The organism is Vibrio lentus (assembly GCF_030409755.1).
GTDB classification, from domain to species: Bacteria; Pseudomonadota; Gammaproteobacteria; order Enterobacterales; family Vibrionaceae; genus Vibrio; species Vibrio lentus.
This window is the reverse complement of sequence record NZ_JAUFQE010000002.1, coordinates 1938324-1956514: the sequence shown is the minus strand read 5'-3', so window position 1 is coordinate 1956514 and position 18191 is coordinate 1938324. Positions and strand designations below refer to the sequence as shown.

General features: G+C 42.1%; 11 protein-coding genes, 1 tRNA gene and 2 pseudogenes. 7 read left to right on the top strand and 7 right to left on the bottom strand.

The annotated features are described in order from the left end of the window. From rsxB to QWZ07_RS17065, 4 genes are all read right to left on the bottom strand, one after another. A complete protein-coding gene (gene rsxB, locus QWZ07_RS17080) occupies positions 1 to 594 on the bottom strand; it encodes an electron transport complex subunit RsxB (protein WP_004734040.1) in 594 nt (197 codons plus the stop codon). 2 nt (positions 595 to 596) lie between these two features. After that, a complete protein-coding gene (gene rsxA / locus QWZ07_RS17075) occupies positions 597 to 1175 on the bottom strand; it encodes an electron transport complex subunit RsxA (RefSeq protein ID WP_192853672.1) in 579 nt (192 codons plus the stop codon). Positions 1176 to 1444: 269 nt separating this feature from the next. Further along, positions 1445 to 2449: a substrate-binding domain-containing protein gene (locus tag QWZ07_RS17070; protein ID WP_192853673.1), complete on the bottom strand. Its 1005-nt coding sequence runs from the start codon at positions 2447 to 2449 to the stop codon at positions 1445 to 1447. Positions 2450 to 2748: 299 nt separating this feature from the next. Continuing rightward, the gene (locus QWZ07_RS17065) at positions 2749 to 5850 is read right to left on the bottom strand and encodes a beta-galactosidase (protein WP_192853674.1); all 3102 of its coding nucleotides are present in this window, start codon (positions 5848 to 5850) and stop codon (positions 2749 to 2751) included. Positions 5851 to 6795: 945 nt separating this feature from the next. On the opposite strand from QWZ07_RS17065, the gene QWZ07_RS17060 reads away from it, so the two are divergent. Together QWZ07_RS17060 and melB are read left to right on the top strand one after the other, a co-directional pair. Continuing rightward, positions 6796 to 8913, top strand: coding sequence for an alpha-galactosidase (locus tag QWZ07_RS17060; protein WP_192853675.1), 2118 nt, complete (start codon positions 6796 to 6798; stop codon positions 8911 to 8913). Between the two features lie 474 nt (positions 8914 to 9387). Next, positions 9388 to 10761: a melibiose:sodium transporter MelB gene (gene melB / locus QWZ07_RS17055; RefSeq protein WP_192853676.1), complete on the top strand. Its 1374-nt coding sequence runs from the start codon at positions 9388 to 9390 to the stop codon at positions 10759 to 10761. A gap of 142 nt (positions 10762 to 10903) precedes the next feature. Here the strand turns inward: melB and QWZ07_RS17050 are convergent. Together QWZ07_RS17050 and QWZ07_RS17045 are read right to left on the bottom strand one after the other, a co-directional pair. Beyond that, positions 10904 to 11033 (bottom strand): annotated as a pseudogene (locus QWZ07_RS17050) (electron transport complex subunit RsxB); the annotation flags it as partial. Beyond that, positions 11006 to 11230 (bottom strand): annotated as a pseudogene (locus tag QWZ07_RS17045) (Rnf-Nqr domain containing protein); the annotation flags it as partial. The pseudogenes QWZ07_RS17045 and QWZ07_RS17050, both read right to left, overlap by 28 nt. Before the next feature lie 621 nt (positions 11231 to 11851). Between QWZ07_RS17045 and QWZ07_RS17040 the strand changes: the two are divergent. From QWZ07_RS17040 to QWZ07_RS17020, 5 genes are all read left to right on the top strand, one after another. Beyond that, positions 11852 to 12664: a winged helix-turn-helix domain-containing protein gene (locus QWZ07_RS17040; protein ID WP_102295660.1), complete on the top strand. Its 813-nt coding sequence runs from the start codon at positions 11852 to 11854 to the stop codon at positions 12662 to 12664. Positions 12665 to 12773: 109 nt separating this feature from the next. Further along, the gene (locus QWZ07_RS17035) at positions 12774 to 13175 is read left to right on the top strand and encodes a hypothetical protein (protein WP_225998505.1); all 402 of its coding nucleotides are present in this window, start codon (positions 12774 to 12776) and stop codon (positions 13173 to 13175) included. Positions 13176 to 13361: 186 nt separating this feature from the next. Beyond that, positions 13362 to 14765, top strand: a complete 1404-nt coding sequence (gene sph / locus QWZ07_RS17030) for a sphingomyelin phosphodiesterase (protein WP_192853677.1) — start codon at positions 13362 to 13364, stop codon at positions 14763 to 14765. A 699-nt stretch (positions 14766 to 15464) separates the two neighbouring features. After that, entirely contained in the window at positions 15465 to 16796 is a 1332-nt protein-coding gene (locus tag QWZ07_RS17025; protein ID WP_192853678.1) for an excinuclease ABC subunit B, read from the top strand. Between the two features lie 19 nt (positions 16797 to 16815). Further along, positions 16816 to 17256 (top strand): hypothetical protein, encoded by a 441-nt coding sequence (locus tag QWZ07_RS17020; protein WP_102295669.1) that lies wholly within the window; start codon positions 16816 to 16818, stop codon positions 17254 to 17256. 350 nt (positions 17257 to 17606) lie between these two features. Here the strand turns inward: QWZ07_RS17020 and QWZ07_RS17015 are convergent. Then, positions 17607 to 17682, bottom strand: a tRNA-Asn gene (locus QWZ07_RS17015). Between the last annotated feature and the right edge of the window lie 509 nt (positions 17683 to 18191).

Below are 18191 nucleotides of genomic sequence, written 5' to 3'. Positions count from 1 at the left end.
CTATGCCTTAGGCTCTGACGCGGTCGCATCAGTTGCTTGGTTAGTGATATCAGTAACAGGAATGATGTTCATCTGCCATTTCCAATTTTCAGTCGTTGTTGCCACTGGAATCATTTCGATACAGTCAGTAGGGCACGGTGCGACACATAGATCACAACCTGTACATTCATCTTTGATTACTGTGTGAAGTGCCTTGGTGCCACCAACAATGGCGTCGACAGGGCAGGCTTGAATGCATTTGGTACAGCCAATACACATATCTTCATGAATGAAGGCAACGGTTTTTACTTTGTTATCTAAGTCATGAGCGGAGTCTTCAACTTCTACGCCCATTAAGTCTGCTAGTTTTTCAATAGTTGCTTGGCCACCGGGAGGACATTTGTTGATCTTGTCTCCGTTAGCGATCGCCTCTGCGTATGGGCGACAACCAGGGTAACCACACTGGCCACATTGAGTTTGCGGTAAAATGGTATCGATTTGATCAACGATCGGATCGGCTTCGACTTTAAAGCGAATAGAAGCAAAGCCTAAGATAGCGCCAAAAACAGCGGCTAAAACGGCGAGTGCAATGATTGCAATTAAGATGGTACTCATTCTTACTTCACCAACCCAGTAAAGCCCATAAATGCCAGAGACATCAGGCCTGCTGTGATCATCGCAATCGATGCGCCTTTGAATGGCATAGGAACATCAGCAACCGAAATACGCTCACGCATCGCAGCAAATAGGATCAGAACAAGAGAGAAACCAACAGCCGCGCCGAAACCATAGATGATCGACTGAATGAAGTTGTGGTTTTCATTGATGTTCAAAAGTGCCACACCTAACACCGCGCAGTTGGTGGTGATAAGAGGCAGGAAGATACCCAACAGGCGATATAGAGTCGGGCTGGTTTTGTGAACGACCATTTCCGTAAATTGAACAACCACCGCGATAACCAAGATAAAGCTCATGGTACGCAGGTATTCAATACCCAGAGGGGTAAGGATGTAGGTTTCTACTAGGTATGCAGATACCGACGCTAACGTCAGAACGAAAGTCGTCGCGAGGCCCATGCCAATCGCAGTCTCCAGTTTCTTGGAGACTCCCATGAAAGGACATAGCCCTAAAAACTTCACTAGCACAAAGTTATTGACCAGCACTGTGCCAACCAACAACAAAAGGTATTCGGTCATAATGGATTAATTCTTGAGATTCCGATCCCGATATTATCCTGCTTTGCTCACCTAATAACAACCAAGGATCACTAGGGATTTAGACACTTGGTGAAAAAATCAACGGGTTACCGTTTGATTAAGATGGTTCAGGTTAAGTATAGGTGGGTATTTGCTGGGAATGAAAAATAAGATTAACTCAATGATAACTCATCGAATCAATCCTATTTTCTTTATTGTAAAAAATGTCGATGAACGAAATGACTTAGTGTTTATGAACCTGAGCTCTCTCAATTAATGTTTCGAACAGAGGCTCTGCGGACTAAAATTGGCATAAATAGCTTATGTTCCGGGTGCTCTTTACGTTCGTCACTTGCGAGTTGCAGAGAGAGCTTAACCGCTTGATTAGCCATGACTTGGATTGGGTAACGAATGGTGGTCAACCGGGGGTAGATGAAGCGAGCAATGTGGCCGTCATCAAACCCAATAACAGACATATCTTCTGGAATACGAACGCCATTTTCTTGTAATAACGCCAAACAGCCTGCTGCCATGTAGTCGTTATACGTGGCAATGGCAGTTATATCTGTGTTTTTTGCCATTAAGTTAACCATAGCTTGCTCACCGCCGAGCTCGTCAGGTTCACCATATTCTATGTACTCATCGTTCGATTCAATACCGTGATCTTTCAATGCATCCAAATAGCCACCTAAGCGGTCGTGAGCATCCTCAATATCGTGACTCGAGCAGATGTAGCCAATGTGTTTGTGGCCGTTTTTAATCAAATACTCAGTCGCGATGTAAGAGCCGCGGCGGTTGTCGAGAGCAATACAGCGGTTTTCGATATCGGGAACAATACGATTGATCAGCACCATGCCGGGTACTTCGTTTGCCAGCTTGACTAACTCTTCGTCGCTAATGCCTTTGCTATGCACCACTAGTGATTCGCAGCGGCTGTTAATAAGCAGGTTAATCGCATTACGCTCTTTGGTCGCGTCATGATATCCACTGCCAATCAGTAACTGTTTTTCTTGCTCACTTGCCACGGTATCAATGGCTTTGATCATCGAGCCGAAGAACGGGGCAGAAACATCATTAACCAGTACACCAATCGCGTTTGAAGATTTGCTGACCAATGCACGGGCGTTGGCATTTGGGCGATAGCCGAGTTTTTCCATAGCGGCTTTTACCGCCGTAATTGCGGTTTCACTGGTGTGAGGTGCATTGTTGATTACTCGAGAGGTGGTCGCGATTGATACGCCTGCTTCCTTCGCAACATCTTTAATGGTAGCCATTCCGCTCTCTTATTCTGAATATAATGCTGTGTGCTGGTGGTTGGACATTTAACAACGGATAGTTAGGCAATTCAAATACTAAACATCAAATATGACGAGGTTTGATGGTTTATTTTTTGTTGGCTGACTAGTTTGAAAATAAAAAGCCAAGCTCTAGATTTGAGCTTGGCTTTTGAGTCACATTGGCGTGTGGACTGTTGTCGTTTGAACTGCTGTCGTGTGAAATAGTGTAATTACAGGTAACCCAAAGTAATAGGGAACCAAGTGGCTTTAAAGCAAGTCGCTTGATCCGAATCTACTTACGATGCGCTTGTCAGCGTAACCTGATAACGATATTGATTGTCGGTGAGTTGAAACTCTTGGTGAACACTTGGACTCCAAGAATCATCACCACCAACGCCCATATGTTGGTGATCTACGCGTACATAGATTTTCTCTTCACGAGTCAGGTCATTGGTATGCTTAGCATCCGTTAATTGTCGTTGGCTGTACTGACTCACACTGAATGAAAAATCGCCTTTGATCCCGATATTTCCAACATTCAAGTTTTTGGTTCCGCAACGTAAACCGCTATCGGTTGGGAATATATACGGCGTGTGCATCTGATCCAGTGTCTGTTTATGTAAACCGAAGCGAGCAGCGGCCAAACGGTCTGGATAGTTTTCAAAAGGACCTAATCCCTGCCACGAAACTGGAGTTTCATTGGCTGTTTCGAGTGGTAACGGCAGCTCCATCTCAAGACCAATGCGCGGCATCGGTGGTAAGTGATCGGCTAAGTTGACATCAATCGCGATATTCATTTCACCTAAGCTATTTAAGGTGTATTGCCATTTTGTAATCGCTTGGATTTGGCCATTAAATTGGTAGGCGAATACTGACGTCACTTGTACTGAGTCTGCGAGTGCTTGCACTACACAACTTGTACACTGACGTTCCCATTGACCAATGCCTGCAAGTTCCCAACGACAAACCCATGCATTTGGGTCGATGTTGTCTATCTCACTGATACCAATATCGTTATCAAGTGGCGCGCGATAGAAGTTATCGACAGGTGCCTTGATAACTTGCGGTTGCCCATCAACGATCCAGTGGGTCAACAATCCACTCTTTGTATCCCATTGCCATTGATGTGTTTCATCTAGACTAGACACGACCACTTTATTGTCTTGCTGATTTAACTTAGGAGCCAAAGCATTTGCAGTGCTAGGGAATTGCAAGCCAGCATGGTTTCGTAAAGCAAATTGCTCCGTCGCACAAACATGGCCTTCTTCTGCCCACTTGGTTGAATGAGTCAGGGTAATATCGGTGTTGAGATGATATTCGGCTTGTGCTTTTGGCGTGAAAGCAAGGTCAATTACCAGGTCTTGTTTACTATCTTCAGCAACGGATAATACTTGTTGCCCTGATTGAATCACGATGCCATTTTCGAGCAATTGCCAGCGTAAGATTTCATTGTCAGTCGCTCGGAACAGGTTTTCATTGGTTACCGTTAGGCGGCATTGATCTTCAGTTTGCTCTGCTAACGTAACATTGATCATTCTCTGGCAGTATTTCGCCTCTTCTAAGGTCGGATGTACGCTGCGATCTGGGAAGATCAAACCGTTGATACAGAACTGACGGTCGTTGATGATGTCGCCAAAGTCTCCACCATAAGCCCAGAAGTGTTCACCGTTCTCATCCCACTGACTTAATCCTTGGTCAACCCAATCCCAGATGAAACCGCCTTGTAGGCGAGGGTATTCTCGGAATGCATCCCAGTAATCATTAAAGCTACCTAGGCTGTTACCCATTGCGTGCGCGTATTCGCAAAGGATCAGCGGGCGTTGCTCATTAGGTAAAGAAACCCATTTCTTGATAGACCATTTCGGAACCGCATCGTCTTCGATAGTGCTGTTAACACGTGCGTACATTGGAGCAATGATGTCGGTTGCTGTGGTGTTTGAACCGCCGCCTTCGTACTGAACTGGGCGAGAAGGGTCATACTGTTTTGACCATGCATACATCGCATTGTGGCTGCTGCCGTATCCGGATTCATTCCCTAAAGACCAAATGATAATAGAAGCGTGGTTTTTATCACGCATCACCATTTGTGTATAGCGACTCATATACGCGTGTGCCCATTGTGGATCGGCAGATAATCGGTTCATCGGCTGCATGCCGTGAGTCTCGATGTTTGCTTCATCACACACATATAAACCGTATTCATCACACAGTTCGTACCATCGAGGATGATTAGGGTAGTGAGCCGTGCGCACAGCATTGAAGTTGTATTGCTTCATTAAGCAGATATCACGGATCATATCTTCTTCCGTCATCACATGCCCCAATTCTGGGTGATGCTCATGACGGTTTACGCCGCGAATCAATAGCGGTTTGCCGTTTAGCTTTAGCTGAGCGTCTGTCATTTCGACTTTACGGAAGCCAACTTGATAAGCTTCACTTTCTAGGTAGTTACCTTGTTCATCGAGCAATGACACGACAATTCTGTAGAGGTTTGGAACTTCTGCGCTCCATTTCTTCGGATCTCGAACATGAAGAGTTTGGAATACCACATCGTCGTAGGTGCCACGCTCGTCAATTCGTCGATTATGAGGGCGATCGATAAGCGGCTCAGTTACTGCGTTTTCACCGTCAAACAGTTGAACCTGAACTTGGTAAGTGTCTGGTGCCGTAATTTTGGTGACAATAGACAGTGAACCATCGCGATAGCATGCGTCTAAATTAGGCGTAACGAACACATCTTCAATGCACTGCTTTGGTTTAGCTAGCAAGGTCACATCACGGAAAATACCGCTTAGCCACCACATATCTTGGTCTTCCAAATAGCTACCATCACACCAACGTATCACCATAACAGACAGTGTATTATCGCCAACAGTTAGATACTGAGTTAAGTCGAACTCGGCAGGTAAGCGGCTATCTTGGCTGTACCCAACCCAATTGCCATTACACCAAAGATGAAAAGCGGAATTGACGCCATCAAAGATAATACGTTGGGTGTTCTTTAGGTCATTTTTAGTCAACGTAATTTGAGTGCGGTAACAACCGGTTGGGTTTTCTGCCGGTACAAACGGTGGGTTCACTTCAAATGGGTATTTTACGTTGGCGTAGATAGGTTTATCGTAGCCTTGCATTTGCCAGTTCGATGGTACGGTAATCTCGTCCCATTGTGAGTCATTGAAACTTGTTTCGATAAATTCACCGTCAACTTGTTCAGGTGCATCAAAGTATTTGAACTTCCATTGCCCATTAAGAGATTTGCGTTGTGACTCAATGCCGTCTCGAGCGTGCTCAAGGCTGCGGTAGCTTGATAATGGGCTGTGCGCATTAAGGCAGTGGATATTCACAGACTGTGGGTTTTCCCAATCGCGTCTTTGGATGATGTTTGAAAATGCCTTCATGGTATTCCTACTCTTAAAGTGTTCAATATTGGTAATAATTCTATTGGGCCATCGGTTTTTTTGCAGTGACATCTAATATTGTTGCTAGTGTCTGGCTTTATGAAGTGTCTCTATTTTTACCGGTGGATATTTTTCTGTTTGAGTCCTAACTCGAGCGAGAGTGTAAATAAACAATGGAAACGTTTTCATGATGAGGTTGGCATTTTTACTCTATTGATGGGTTTGTGATTATTTTGTGTGATTTTGATCTGGTTATTGAGCTTGTGTTGGCGGTTTTATAGAGATTTCTGTGGATTTTTAATGGAATCGTTTTCTATTTCAGAGGTGTTGAGGGGGTTGAACGTGCGCTAGAGTTGAAGTTGCTCGTTGTGTTCGAACATAGATAATAGTGATGCGAGGCAATATCTAGCAAGGGATTGGAGCTTTTTTAAGGGGAAAATCAGCCCAGTCAATGATAACTGGGCATGTGAGATAAGGAAGCAAGTATCAAATTCAATGCCAAAGCTAGGCTACAGGCATTGCGTTCTATACCGTCAAGCTGGAATGTAAAAGTTAGGACCCAGGGAGACACTTCATAGTTGTACTCTAAAGGTTAAGAATACGAGTGTGGTGTGGCGAGTTCAAGAAGAAATGTGTTTGAACCAATTTTCAAATTACATAGCCACCATAAAGCAATGAATCTTAAGGGTTTAATTGCTGTTAAACTCCTATTTATTTTAACGTTATAGCGCTTTATTTAATGTGGGATATCCCTATTCTTTGGGCGCAGGATTATATGAGTTGAGATGGTGCTTGGCATAAATCTTTGAATTGGGGAGTATTATTTGACTCTATTAATCTTAAAATATTTAATGGAAACGTTTTCATGGTTTTGGGTTTGATCACAGAAACTCTCAGCTCAATAACTATGATACGGGGTAATTAAACGCGTTAAGGTTAAATAAAATGACGAATAAACCCCTAGTAGAAATCACGGGTAAAGACTCGCAACTGATCGTTGAACTTGGTGATTTCGCTGAAATTCTGCATTGGGGAGTTCCAGTTCGTGGAGATCTAGCGAACTTTCGTGTTTCTCTTCAAAGACCAGTTCCTTACGGTCGCCTTGATAATGATGTTGCTATGTCGCTGAGCCCAGAGCTCGGGCGCGGTGTTTTCAGCAGCCCGACATTAGAAGGACACCGAGATGGATTGGACTGGGCGCCTGTTTTCTCTATTACGGATATTCAACAAACACCATCTAGCTTAATCATTGAGAGTGAAGATGTGCGTGCAGGCTTACGTTTAGCAACCGAATTATGTCTTGATAAACATGATGTTGTGAAGTCTCGTCACACCTTAACCAACGTTAAAGCCGGCCTTTATCAGGTGAGCCGTCTCGCCAATACTTTACCATTACCAGCAAGAGCTAATGAGTTGATGACGTACTACGGCCGTTGGGTACATGAGTTCCAAACGGTGCGTCAACCCTTACAGCAAGGGGGCTACCAACAAGAAAATCGTCGCGGACGAACGTCTCATGAACATTATCCAGCGATGGTTGTTGGTACGGCTAACTTCAATGAAATGGCAGGTGATGTGTGGGGGATTCACTTCGCTTGGAGTGGTAACCACAGATTGCGCGCTGATGTAAAAGCAGACGGTCGTCGCTACGTGCAAGCCGAGATTATTTATCTACCGGGCGAGATTGCATTGGATGAAGGTGAAAGCTTAACGACACCTTGGTTATATGCCAGTTTTAGTTCGGAAGGTCTAAATGGAATGAGTCACCAGTTTCACTCCCATGTGCGTGGTTCCATCTTACCGGAGTCTTTCGTACAAAAGCCTCGACCTATCCATCTTAATACATGGGAAGGCATCTATTTTGACCATGATCCTGATTATATTATGTCAATGGCTAGCCAAGCTGCGGATATGGGAGTAGAGCGCTTTATCATTGACGATGGTTGGTTCAAAGGGCGCTGCGGAGACAAAGCAGCACTAGGGGATTGGTTCTTAGATGAAGAAAAATACCCAAATGGTTTAGAGCCGGTAGTTGAACACGTTAATCAATTGGGTATGGAGTTTGGATTGTGGTTTGAACCTGAGATGATCAATAAGGATTCTGACTTATATCGAGCCCACCCAGATTGGTTGCTCGCTGTAGACGGCTATGACCAACCAACGGGTCGCAATCAATATGTTATCGATCTTCAGAATCAACAAGCATTCGACTTTCTGTTTGAGCGCCTTGATCACTTCTTAAGTAAGTACAACATTGCTTACATTAAGTGGGATATGAACCGAGAAGTTGTACAACCTGCGCATCTAGGCAGGGCTGCGGCTCATCAACAAACCGCTCGTTATTATGAGTTGGTCGATAAAGTCCGAGAGAAGCACCCTATGGTTGATATTGAATCGTGTGCGGCTGGTGGTGGTCGTATCGATTTTGAGGTTCTTAAGCGTACGCAACGTTTTTGGGCTTCAGATAATAATGATGCCTTAGAAAGGCAAACTATTCAGCGCGGGATGAGTTACTTCTTCCCTCCAGAGGTAATGGGAAGTCATATTGGCGCGAGCCACTGCCACAGCACTCGTCGTCGTCATAGTATTGAGTTTCGTGGTCTAACAGCACTGTTTGGTCATATGGGGATTGAATTAGACCCTGTGAAAGAAGTTCAAGAAGAGAAACAGGGCTTTGAACACTATATTAAGCTACATAAGATGCTGCGTCCGTTACTGCATAGCGGGAGAACTTGGCGAGTACCAACGGACGATAGTGCCCATCAAATCCATGCGGTCGTTTCCGAAGATGTGTCAGAAGCGGTGGTGATGATTGCACAGCTGGCGATGCCAACCAATTCGTTGAGTGGCCATTTGCGCATACCTGGGCTAGATCCACAAAGTTTATACAAGGTATCTGTGATTGATAAACCGTCAAATTACGATGATATAGTGAATTATCAACCGCCATGGACAGAGTCTGGCTGTGAATTATCAGGTGCTTGGTGTGCCGAGGTGGGGCTGACGATGCCGATACTCGATGCAGAAACAGCGATGCTGATTAAGTTTGAACGTATCGAGTAAGCTTTAGCATAGGCTTTATATTTGACGGATCGCGTAGGTGAAACTACGCGGTTTTTTATTGCCGTTAATAAGCCGTCATGAACTATCTAATCAATTTGATGCACCCTTATAGATTGGAGAACTGTGGTATTCCCAGCGTGCTACTGCACTTATGTAATCGTTCTCATGCGTTACTTCACACTACGAACTGTTTTGAGCACTTTAATTAGCGATATTCTCTATCAATTCGAGTGTTTTATTGTTCGATCTCTCACTTTAGATATTTGACTGAAAACGTTTCCACTCAGTGGTTGTTGATCACAGTATCTGTGCATTGGAATGGTTACATTAGCGTCGGACTTGATACTTGAGTGTTTTAAGAAGCGACCACAGAGTGGCTCTAAAACAGAACTTGAGTGGATAAATTATTATAAATAAAAGGTAAGCGTTTCAACGTCTGTTAGGAGATGAAGTTACGCGCCTGAAGGAAATACTATGTCTGATCAAATTACTCTACAAACCAAATTATCGTATGGACTAGGGGCTTTAGGTAAAGACTTTGCCTGTGCTCCAATCTACATCTTTTTAATGTTTTACTTCACTGATGTTGCTGGGCTGTCAGCGGCGTTCGTGGGTACTATCTTTTTGGCCGCGCGCATTATCGACGCGGTGACCGACCCAATGATGGGCGTTATCGTTGATAACACGCGCTCTAAGTTTGGTAAATTCCGTCCTTGGATAGTGATTGGAACTCTGTTGAATGCTGTAGTGCTTGTTGGCCTTTTTAGTACGCATATGTTTGAAGGCACTATGTTATACATTTATGCAGCGGCTGCTTATATTCTGTGGGGCCTTACGTACACGATTATGGATATTCCATACTGGTCTTTGATTCCTGCACTATCGAGCTCTCGTCAAGAGCGTGAAAAACTGGTTGTTTGGCCACGATTGTTTGCTAGTTTGGCGTGGTTTATTACGGGTACTTACGGGCTACACATTGTCGGTAAACTGGGTGATGGCGACCAAGGACAAGGCTTCTTCAACGTTGCTATGTTGATTGCTGTTCTGTTCGTGATGAGTGCATTCTTGATTGCGCGCAACGTAAAAGAAAAATCGGCACCAGCAAATGCTAAACCAGCTGAGCGCTTCAGCTTTAAAGATGTACTGGTTATCATTGGTAAGAATGATCAACTAAAAGCACTTATTGGTACGGTATTATCTTTCCAAATAGCAAACTTGCTAGTTGGTGGTTTTGCGATTTACTACTTCTCTTACGCATTAGGCAACGCTGACTTGTTCCCCGTTTATATGATGGTGGCAGGTATCGCTGAAGTTGCAGGCGTATTCTTGTTCCCTCGTATTGCATCAGTGTTACCACGCAAGCACCTATGGGTTATGGCTTGTGGCTTCCCAGTGCTGTCTTGTATCACTCTACTTATCATGGGCTTTATCGCTCCAGGTAACGCGATTCTAATCGGTATCGCGGGTGCTGCAATCAAGTTTGGTGTGGGTATCGCTAACGCACTGCAAACCGTAATGCTTGCTGACGTTGTTGATTACGGTGAACACAAAACAGGTCGTCGCAGTGAGAGTGTTATCTTCTCTGTTCAAACGATGCTTGTTAAGTTTGCAGGCGCGGCTGGTGGTTTTATTGTTGGTATGGGCTTGTCTGTGGTGGGTTATGTACCAAACGTGGAACAGTCTGACAGCACTATCATGGGACTGCAGTTTATGATGGTAGGTTTACCAGCGATTCTCATGATGGTAAGTGCTCTGGTTTATAAGCGTTACTACCACCTGCATGAAGGGTTTGATCAAGACCAAGCGGGTAGTGACACTCAGACTAATGTTGTTACAGCAGAAGCATAACCGCTAAAACGACGTCTAACCTAGAATAAAGCTCAGTTTAGTCGCTCAGCTCAAACGCCTCCTTGTGAGGCGTTTTTTTATGGGTGTTGGTCAACTAACAGCGAGCTTATCGAGTTCTGTTGTAGCCAAAATGCAAAAAGGCACATTGAGCCTGCGGTAGAATAGTATCAATTTGATCGACGATAGGATCGATTTCCACTTTAAAGCGAATAGAAGCAAAGCCAAAATAACGCCAAAACAGCGGCTAAAATGGATAGCGTAATGATCGAAATAGTACTGGAACATCAGCAACCGCGATATGTTCACGCATCGCAGCAAATAGCGTCAGAACAAGAGAGAAACCAACCGCTGCGCCGAAACCATAGATGATCGACTGAATGAAGTTGTGGTTTTCATTGATGTTCAAAAGTGCCACATCTAACACCGCGCAGTATGGAAGTTTTTGGGTTGTAGGAGATGTATTTCTTAAGCAGGAAATTAACGGTTTTAACGTAAACCTCCGTATTTCTTGTGAGTGGGTGGGGAGCTTTTCGAGTCAGGCGTAATGAACCTAGGTACGGAGCGGCGTGCTAGGCTAGCAATTATTAAAAGCTTGGCTATATCTCTCGACACGTGAAAAGTTGCACGATGAAAATGAACCGGACACCAAACTTAATCCGCGGAGATTAATTTGTTGTAAATGAGGTTTTGAGCGAACGTGTAGCTAGAGGTTTTTTTTTGTAAGAACAAAAAACTACTTACATTTCCTGTAATTGTAAGTCAATTTTTGAGTTAAATTGTAATATTCTTTAACAATCGAATGAAATCCACTCTCTTTTTTTATGAAATAGTTATCAAGTTTGGAATATATGTATTTTAGTTTTTTTTGTTTCATGGCGACGCTTTTTTTATATATAGTTGCGTTTACAAAAAAGTTACTTATTTTGCCTTTTTAAATAACCATTTAATTAATCCTGTTAACGTTCGGTTAGTGGTAAATGGTTGAATGAATCAAGTGACATATAAAAATTATTTTAAATAACCCCAATATTTATCCATGAAAATTATATTTGTATAAATATTATGGTTATTCATTTTTCAAGGCTAATTTATGTACAAAGTAAATAATTGGTTAATCCACTTAGACCACCCGTTAGTGACTGATTTACTCAAAAATGAAGAAAAGCGCATCGGCTATCACGATCATCTTGTGATTCTAATGTTGTGTGAAAACGCTGGAAAAATTAATACTAAAGAAGATTTGTTGAAAAGAGCTTGGCCAGGAAAACATGTCTCTGAAGGCTCACTGACACAATCGATCAGCGCGATACGTACTTTGCTTGAGGATAATGGGAAGCAACAAAAGTATCTAAAAACGGTCGCTAAGGTTGGTTATAAACTTGAAAGTGAGGCGGTGTCGTGGCTAGAAGACGATGATGATAAATCAGATAACCAAGACAACTTATTAGCTGGGGACCCAAGTTGTAAGACTGAGAGCTTTGAAGAGAGTTCTGAAAAAAAAACACGATTCACATTCGGACGTAACCAAATCTATATTGTTCTAGGCTGCTTATTCATAGCGATTGCGGCATTGTTTCCGTTGGTGTTCACTGCAAAAGCCCCTAAGTTAACGAGCTGGCTTCCACTGACTAAAATGTTTTCTAGCGAAGCTTTAACTGTCTATTGTGATAATGAAGAAGAGGCCAAATTGGTTGCAAAAGGCGTTAAGCTTTTGGTTTCTCAAGAAGTTAAACAAGGTAGGTTAAGCCGATTGATCCTTGCTCATTCTCAAGAAAGTTTATCTATTGTAATACTCAAGCCACTGGCACCGCCTGTCAATTTAGTGGTTTTGTTTGAATCTCCTCAATCAACGGATGATCTGGTTGGTATGGTTAAAGCGGAGCTTAGTCGCTATGTTCACTAAAAATAAAAGTGTTTACTTTCTTCTGTGTTGTCTTTGTTTAATGCTGGTTTCCATTGCATATAGTCTACGTTCGAAAAATAATGTTTTGGTCAACTCTACGACCCTTTATATGACAATAGATGGTGACTATATGGCCACGGAGCACATGGACGTCGTGATCAGTGATGGAAATTTTGAGGCGGTTACGATTATAAAAGAAGCTGGACTCAATAACACCTTAGATATTTACACAAAAGGAAAATTCATTCGCAAGAGTAATGGGCTATTTAATGTAAGCTTGCGTGAAGAACGCGTTGATCATGGAGACATTGATTTTGAACATGATGACGACATGCTCGTTTATGATAAATATATTGAAGCGCGAAAAAAGCTATCATTTTTTAAATCGGTTCAAGTTGTTGAAGAGTTGCCGAACCAATATATGATTATCATTTCAAATAGTCCTGTAAAGAAAATGGTTGCTGTAAAAGTTGAGGCTTTACCAATTGAAGGTTTTTATGGTGACTATTAATATTTTAACTATGGTTTGATATTTTTTTTAGGTCTATTTCATTATTATCAATTGTGTCATTATGGGAGGATGCATCTCAGTTTAATAGGAGATGCACTAACCATGACTAAATATCTAATATCAGTCTTGCTCATACTGATCAGTCTTAATTCGCTAGCTGAGGAGATCAGCTCACCCCCTAAGATAATGAATTATAACGTTTATATGCTGGATCATCGTCTCGGCGTTTTCGTTGGTGGGACTAATCCAAATAAACGAGCACAGTTATTGGCGAACTCTTCGGTTTTTGATGATACCGATGTGGTTATATTTAACGAAGTGTTCGACAACCAAGCGAGCCAAATACTTATCGATGCACTAGCTCAGAAGTTTGGATATCTAACTCCTGTCTTGGGCCGTACAAAAAATGGTTGGGATCACACTGAAGGTTGGCGATCGACATCTCTTGATGATGGCGGCGTGATTGTATTCAGTAAATATCCGATTGAGTATAAGTCACAAGTGATCTTCAGAGATGGGTGTGGTGCAGATTGGGCATCCCAAAAAGGTTTTATACATACCGTCATTAATAAAGGTGGAGAGAGATACAATATTATCGGCACTCACGTTCAAGCCGACGATGATACCTGCAACACTCCTCCTTCTGTGGTTAGACAAGACCAGTTTGCACAAATAGAGAGCTATATTTTGGGGGCAAACCGCTCAGCTGACGAAATGTTTTTTATTGCTGGTGATTTAAATGTAGCAAAGGACTCACAAGAGTTTTCTTCAATGCTCGAGACCTTAAATGTATCAGAGCCGACCAATTACGCTGGTGCGCCTTACTCATGGAACCCTGCAGTAAATGGTTTAGCACACGCAAACTATTCTGATCTAAAAGGGCAATTACTTGACTATGTTTTGGTCGAGCGTAGCCACAAGCAACCCAAGAATTGGCATAACCAAGTGTTAGATATCGCATCGGATAGAGTTGCTTTACCTGGCACACAGGAGCCGTATTACTTTTATGAGTATTCAGACCATTTCCCTGTCGCTGCGTTTGAGTATGCAGATGAAAGCACGCCAATTCATAGTGTGCGTCCAATCAATAAGCCATATAACTCAATCAGGTTAAAGCATCGATCGACTGGAGAATATGTTTACGCGGATCCAAATGTGCCTAATGGCTGGCTTACCTACGGTCGTGATGGAGAGCAATCCAACGCTAAGTTTAAGTTAGATAACTGGCATCCATATAATGGTACTTGTATTCACGACAATGACTATGTTCAGATCTCAAGGAAAGATGATTATAAAGATTACTACTGGACCTATAGTCGTAATACGTATTATACCGAAGATCACGACTCTTCTGACTTCATGAAGATCAGCCGCCTAACAGAATCCGAAAGCTGCATCCAGAATGGTGATGTCGTATATATTTATGATCATGCGCATCATTTGTGGACATCAGCGGACAAATATCTTGAGCCTATAAATACGTACATCAAAGCGACTAAGGAGCTGCCAGTTAGCGAAAATGGGCTGTTCATTATTGAGATGGATAACTTTGAATTCTCTGACTGGGAATTGAGTCTAACTTATAAATGAACATATTCTAAATGTTGATTTTTCTTGAAATCACTTGATTTTCAGTACTACTTGACTCATTTGGTTTATTGTAAATAGTCAAAAATTAGAGTGTGTTCAGTGATTGTGGAGGGTAGTGCGGTTAGTCGGCTCTGCTCTTCTGCTGCCACTATCGCTAAAATAAAAGCCACAATAATGTAGCTTTTTACAATATAAAAACAATGTACTTATTTATCGATTGGTCAGTTAATGATTGGCTGAATTTTCGAGAATCATAGTGTGTTGAAAATTGGTTTTCATAAAGACCTGAATTATAAAAACGAGTTGGAAAGGTTTTGGCTTTAGTCAGATATTGAATTATGAACTTTGATGGATACTTTGAAAAAATACAAATTCAAATAGAGAAGGTCGATTCGCTAGAAGACCTACTAGTATGGCGAAAGAGAATTAACATAGGACACTCCGGTCTTTCATTTCGGACAGAACAAGGTCGGCTTATTTCCCATTGTTATCGAAGGTTTAAGGATAAAGAATATGAAATTACTGATTTAACTTTTCCAGAGAGATATAAAGTATTCAATAACAAATTAATTATCAATCAGGAATATTCAACAATAAAATAGATTTTTTTATCACTATTTAATTGTGAATATATTCTTTTGACTCGCTAATTTTAAAAGGCATCGATATTGGTGCAAATGCAGTTAAAAGGAACGAGTGATGAAATTAAAACGCTTCAGTTTAAGCTTGATAACAGTCTCCATGTTAGCTGGCTATGCGAATGCATCTCCTATCCCTGGGATTGATGATGCCTACTTCAAAGGGGCTGATGAGTATGTTGCGTACGATGATCCGGCGACAGCCTGTGATATCTTTAATGCCAAAGTAGAATACATTAACAATCACCTAGAGCAGCAGGGTTTACCTGGAAAAATTGCGAACCTCTGTCAGCATGCCAGAATAGAAGATGGTCAAATTGAAGAGCAATTTATTATCACTTCTCAGAATGGTGCTTATAGCTATGGTAAGAAGAAGTACAAAATTCATGAACAGGTTGATGTCGCACGTACCATCGATTTGTTGATGTTTTCTCAGTCAAATAAGACTAACTATATTATGGCGGTTGACGGTAGCATGAATGTCACGCGTCAAACCCTTGCCGACGGAGGCTATTTTTTCGAGTGGGAAGATGAGAAAGTTGCGCCACACTTTTATTACCGAGAAGCATACTTAGGTCAGATCTTCCATGGTAATTCTCAATTTAATTTCATGTCAGGTGAGGATGCTTACAACCAGATGCACCGCAGAGCGGTTAATGAAGCACCTAACAATCTTGAAGAGCAAACAAGGTTGACTTGGAAGTACTTAAGTGAGAGGTGTGAAGACGACACAATCAACGATCATTGTCTCCCTCAAAGCCGACATGGAAATCTGTTTGTGAACCAGCAAAGCTTTCCAAGTTCGAGTAATTTGAACAAAGAGATTTCGTTAGCTGAGAGTACGTCTTTTAGTTTCGATATTACTGGCTCTTTTGAAGCGAGCAAATCAGATGGTCCGTCTGCTGGTCTCGGAGTAGGCTTTGGTTTTAGCCAAACCAAAGAATCGAGCCAGACACACAATATGTTGAATTACACCTCGGTTGATGAAGGCAATGATATCGGCCACTCGGTTGTCCAGACTATTAATACAAAAGCTGTGGGAGAAGCTGGGTATTACAGAGATGCTCCATCTGCAGAATTTTGGCATGTAAAGAACGCTGCTGAAATTTGGGGTGAAGACCTGTACCGAGTTTACGATCTAAAGAGCTATGAGACGTGGCAGGAAAACTACACTGCTGAACGGAATACTTGTCGTGAGCAAAAACTGGTATTCGGCAATGCGGTGACGGTTTCGCGCGCCTATCTCAATATGTATGGCAGTAGTTGGTCAATTAATGAGAATGAGTCAACTTTATACCAAAGAGATTCTAACTACGGCATTACGATCGATACTGATTGCGATATTGACGATAAAGGTCAAACGTTCCGCATCATGAAAGAAACAATTCTTTAGTTATTAGAGGGTAAAGAGAATGAATTTTATTAAAAGTACTGTTTTTGCTAGTACACTGCTATTGTCTTTGGCTTCTAACGCTGCGAGCCTATCTACCATTGGAACGCAAGATAATGGTGTATTCAATGAGATGCAGCAAATCCAACTGAAGTCTGCTGGAGAGCGAAGCTCTGCGAAGTCTGCGGATATCTTTTTTATTAATAGTAATGATGTTCAAGTTGAAGATCTGACTAAAGAGCTACTGAAAGATTTTAACTCTATCGTGATCGTTGGCGACTCATTCAAAAATAAAGAATTGATGATTAAGTTGGTTGGATTTGGTATCGAGAGAGAAGTGGTAGCCATCACTAATATCCACGATTCATCGAAGCGTCAGATCAATACCTACAGCAAAGGCGATCAAGCTGGCGATGATAAGGTAGCTGCGGTTTTGACGGACACGATCGCTCGTCACCTATAATACAATATAAATGGATTCTACGGGATACCCATTACTTCTCGGGTAGTTTGTAGTCTCAAAAGTTAAGTGAGCCACGGATTCGTACGTGGCTTTTTTGATCGTCCTAGAACACAAGGCTTAGTGCAGGCCGATGCTTCGGCTGAGACATCGGTTTGGTACAAACCAGTCGCTTCAAAACGCAAAAAGCCGCATCGAGTGATGCGGTTTCTTTAATTTGGCCCCCTTGTCGAGACTTGAACGCGGGCGGGTAGCACGGTCCGACGATTCGGGTGTGATATTAACTTGGAGCAAGTTAGTCGCAGTTATATACGAAAAAAGCCCAATCTTTCGATTGAGCTTTTTTCTGAATTTGGCTCCCCTTGCAAGACTTGAACTTGCGACATACGGATTAACAGTCCGCCGTTCTACCAACTGAACTAAAGGGGAATTGCTTGTTAGCGACGCGAATTCTAATAAGAGACCTATTTTCTGTCAACAAAAAATAGCAGAAAAAAGTAAGATAAAAAACTTTACTTTCTTGGACGCCTTATCGGATTTAGCTTTGCTTTAGTTATCCACCAAAATTGTGGATAAGTGTGTGTGTGAAACTTTAACAACAATAATTGGGATAAGTCTGAAAATGTAAAAATTATAGCTAACGTGATGTATTTAAAGGAATAGCACCAAACTATCACGATTGTATAACTTTTATAGATTATAAAGCGAACAGTAAAACAAGCGGTATTTTTAGATTTTTTGGGGAAAAGTAGTGGATTAAAATTCGAGTAATTTAGCTGGGGAAACTTTGCAGGGGCACGGATAATACCAAGTTCTAAAAATAAAAGCTATCACTGATATTCAATCTTAAGGCGCATTTCTCTAGATAATAGTTGCAACGAGATGGCTCCTAGAGTGACAATGACCTGATTAAAAACACAGTATGGAAATGGCAACCT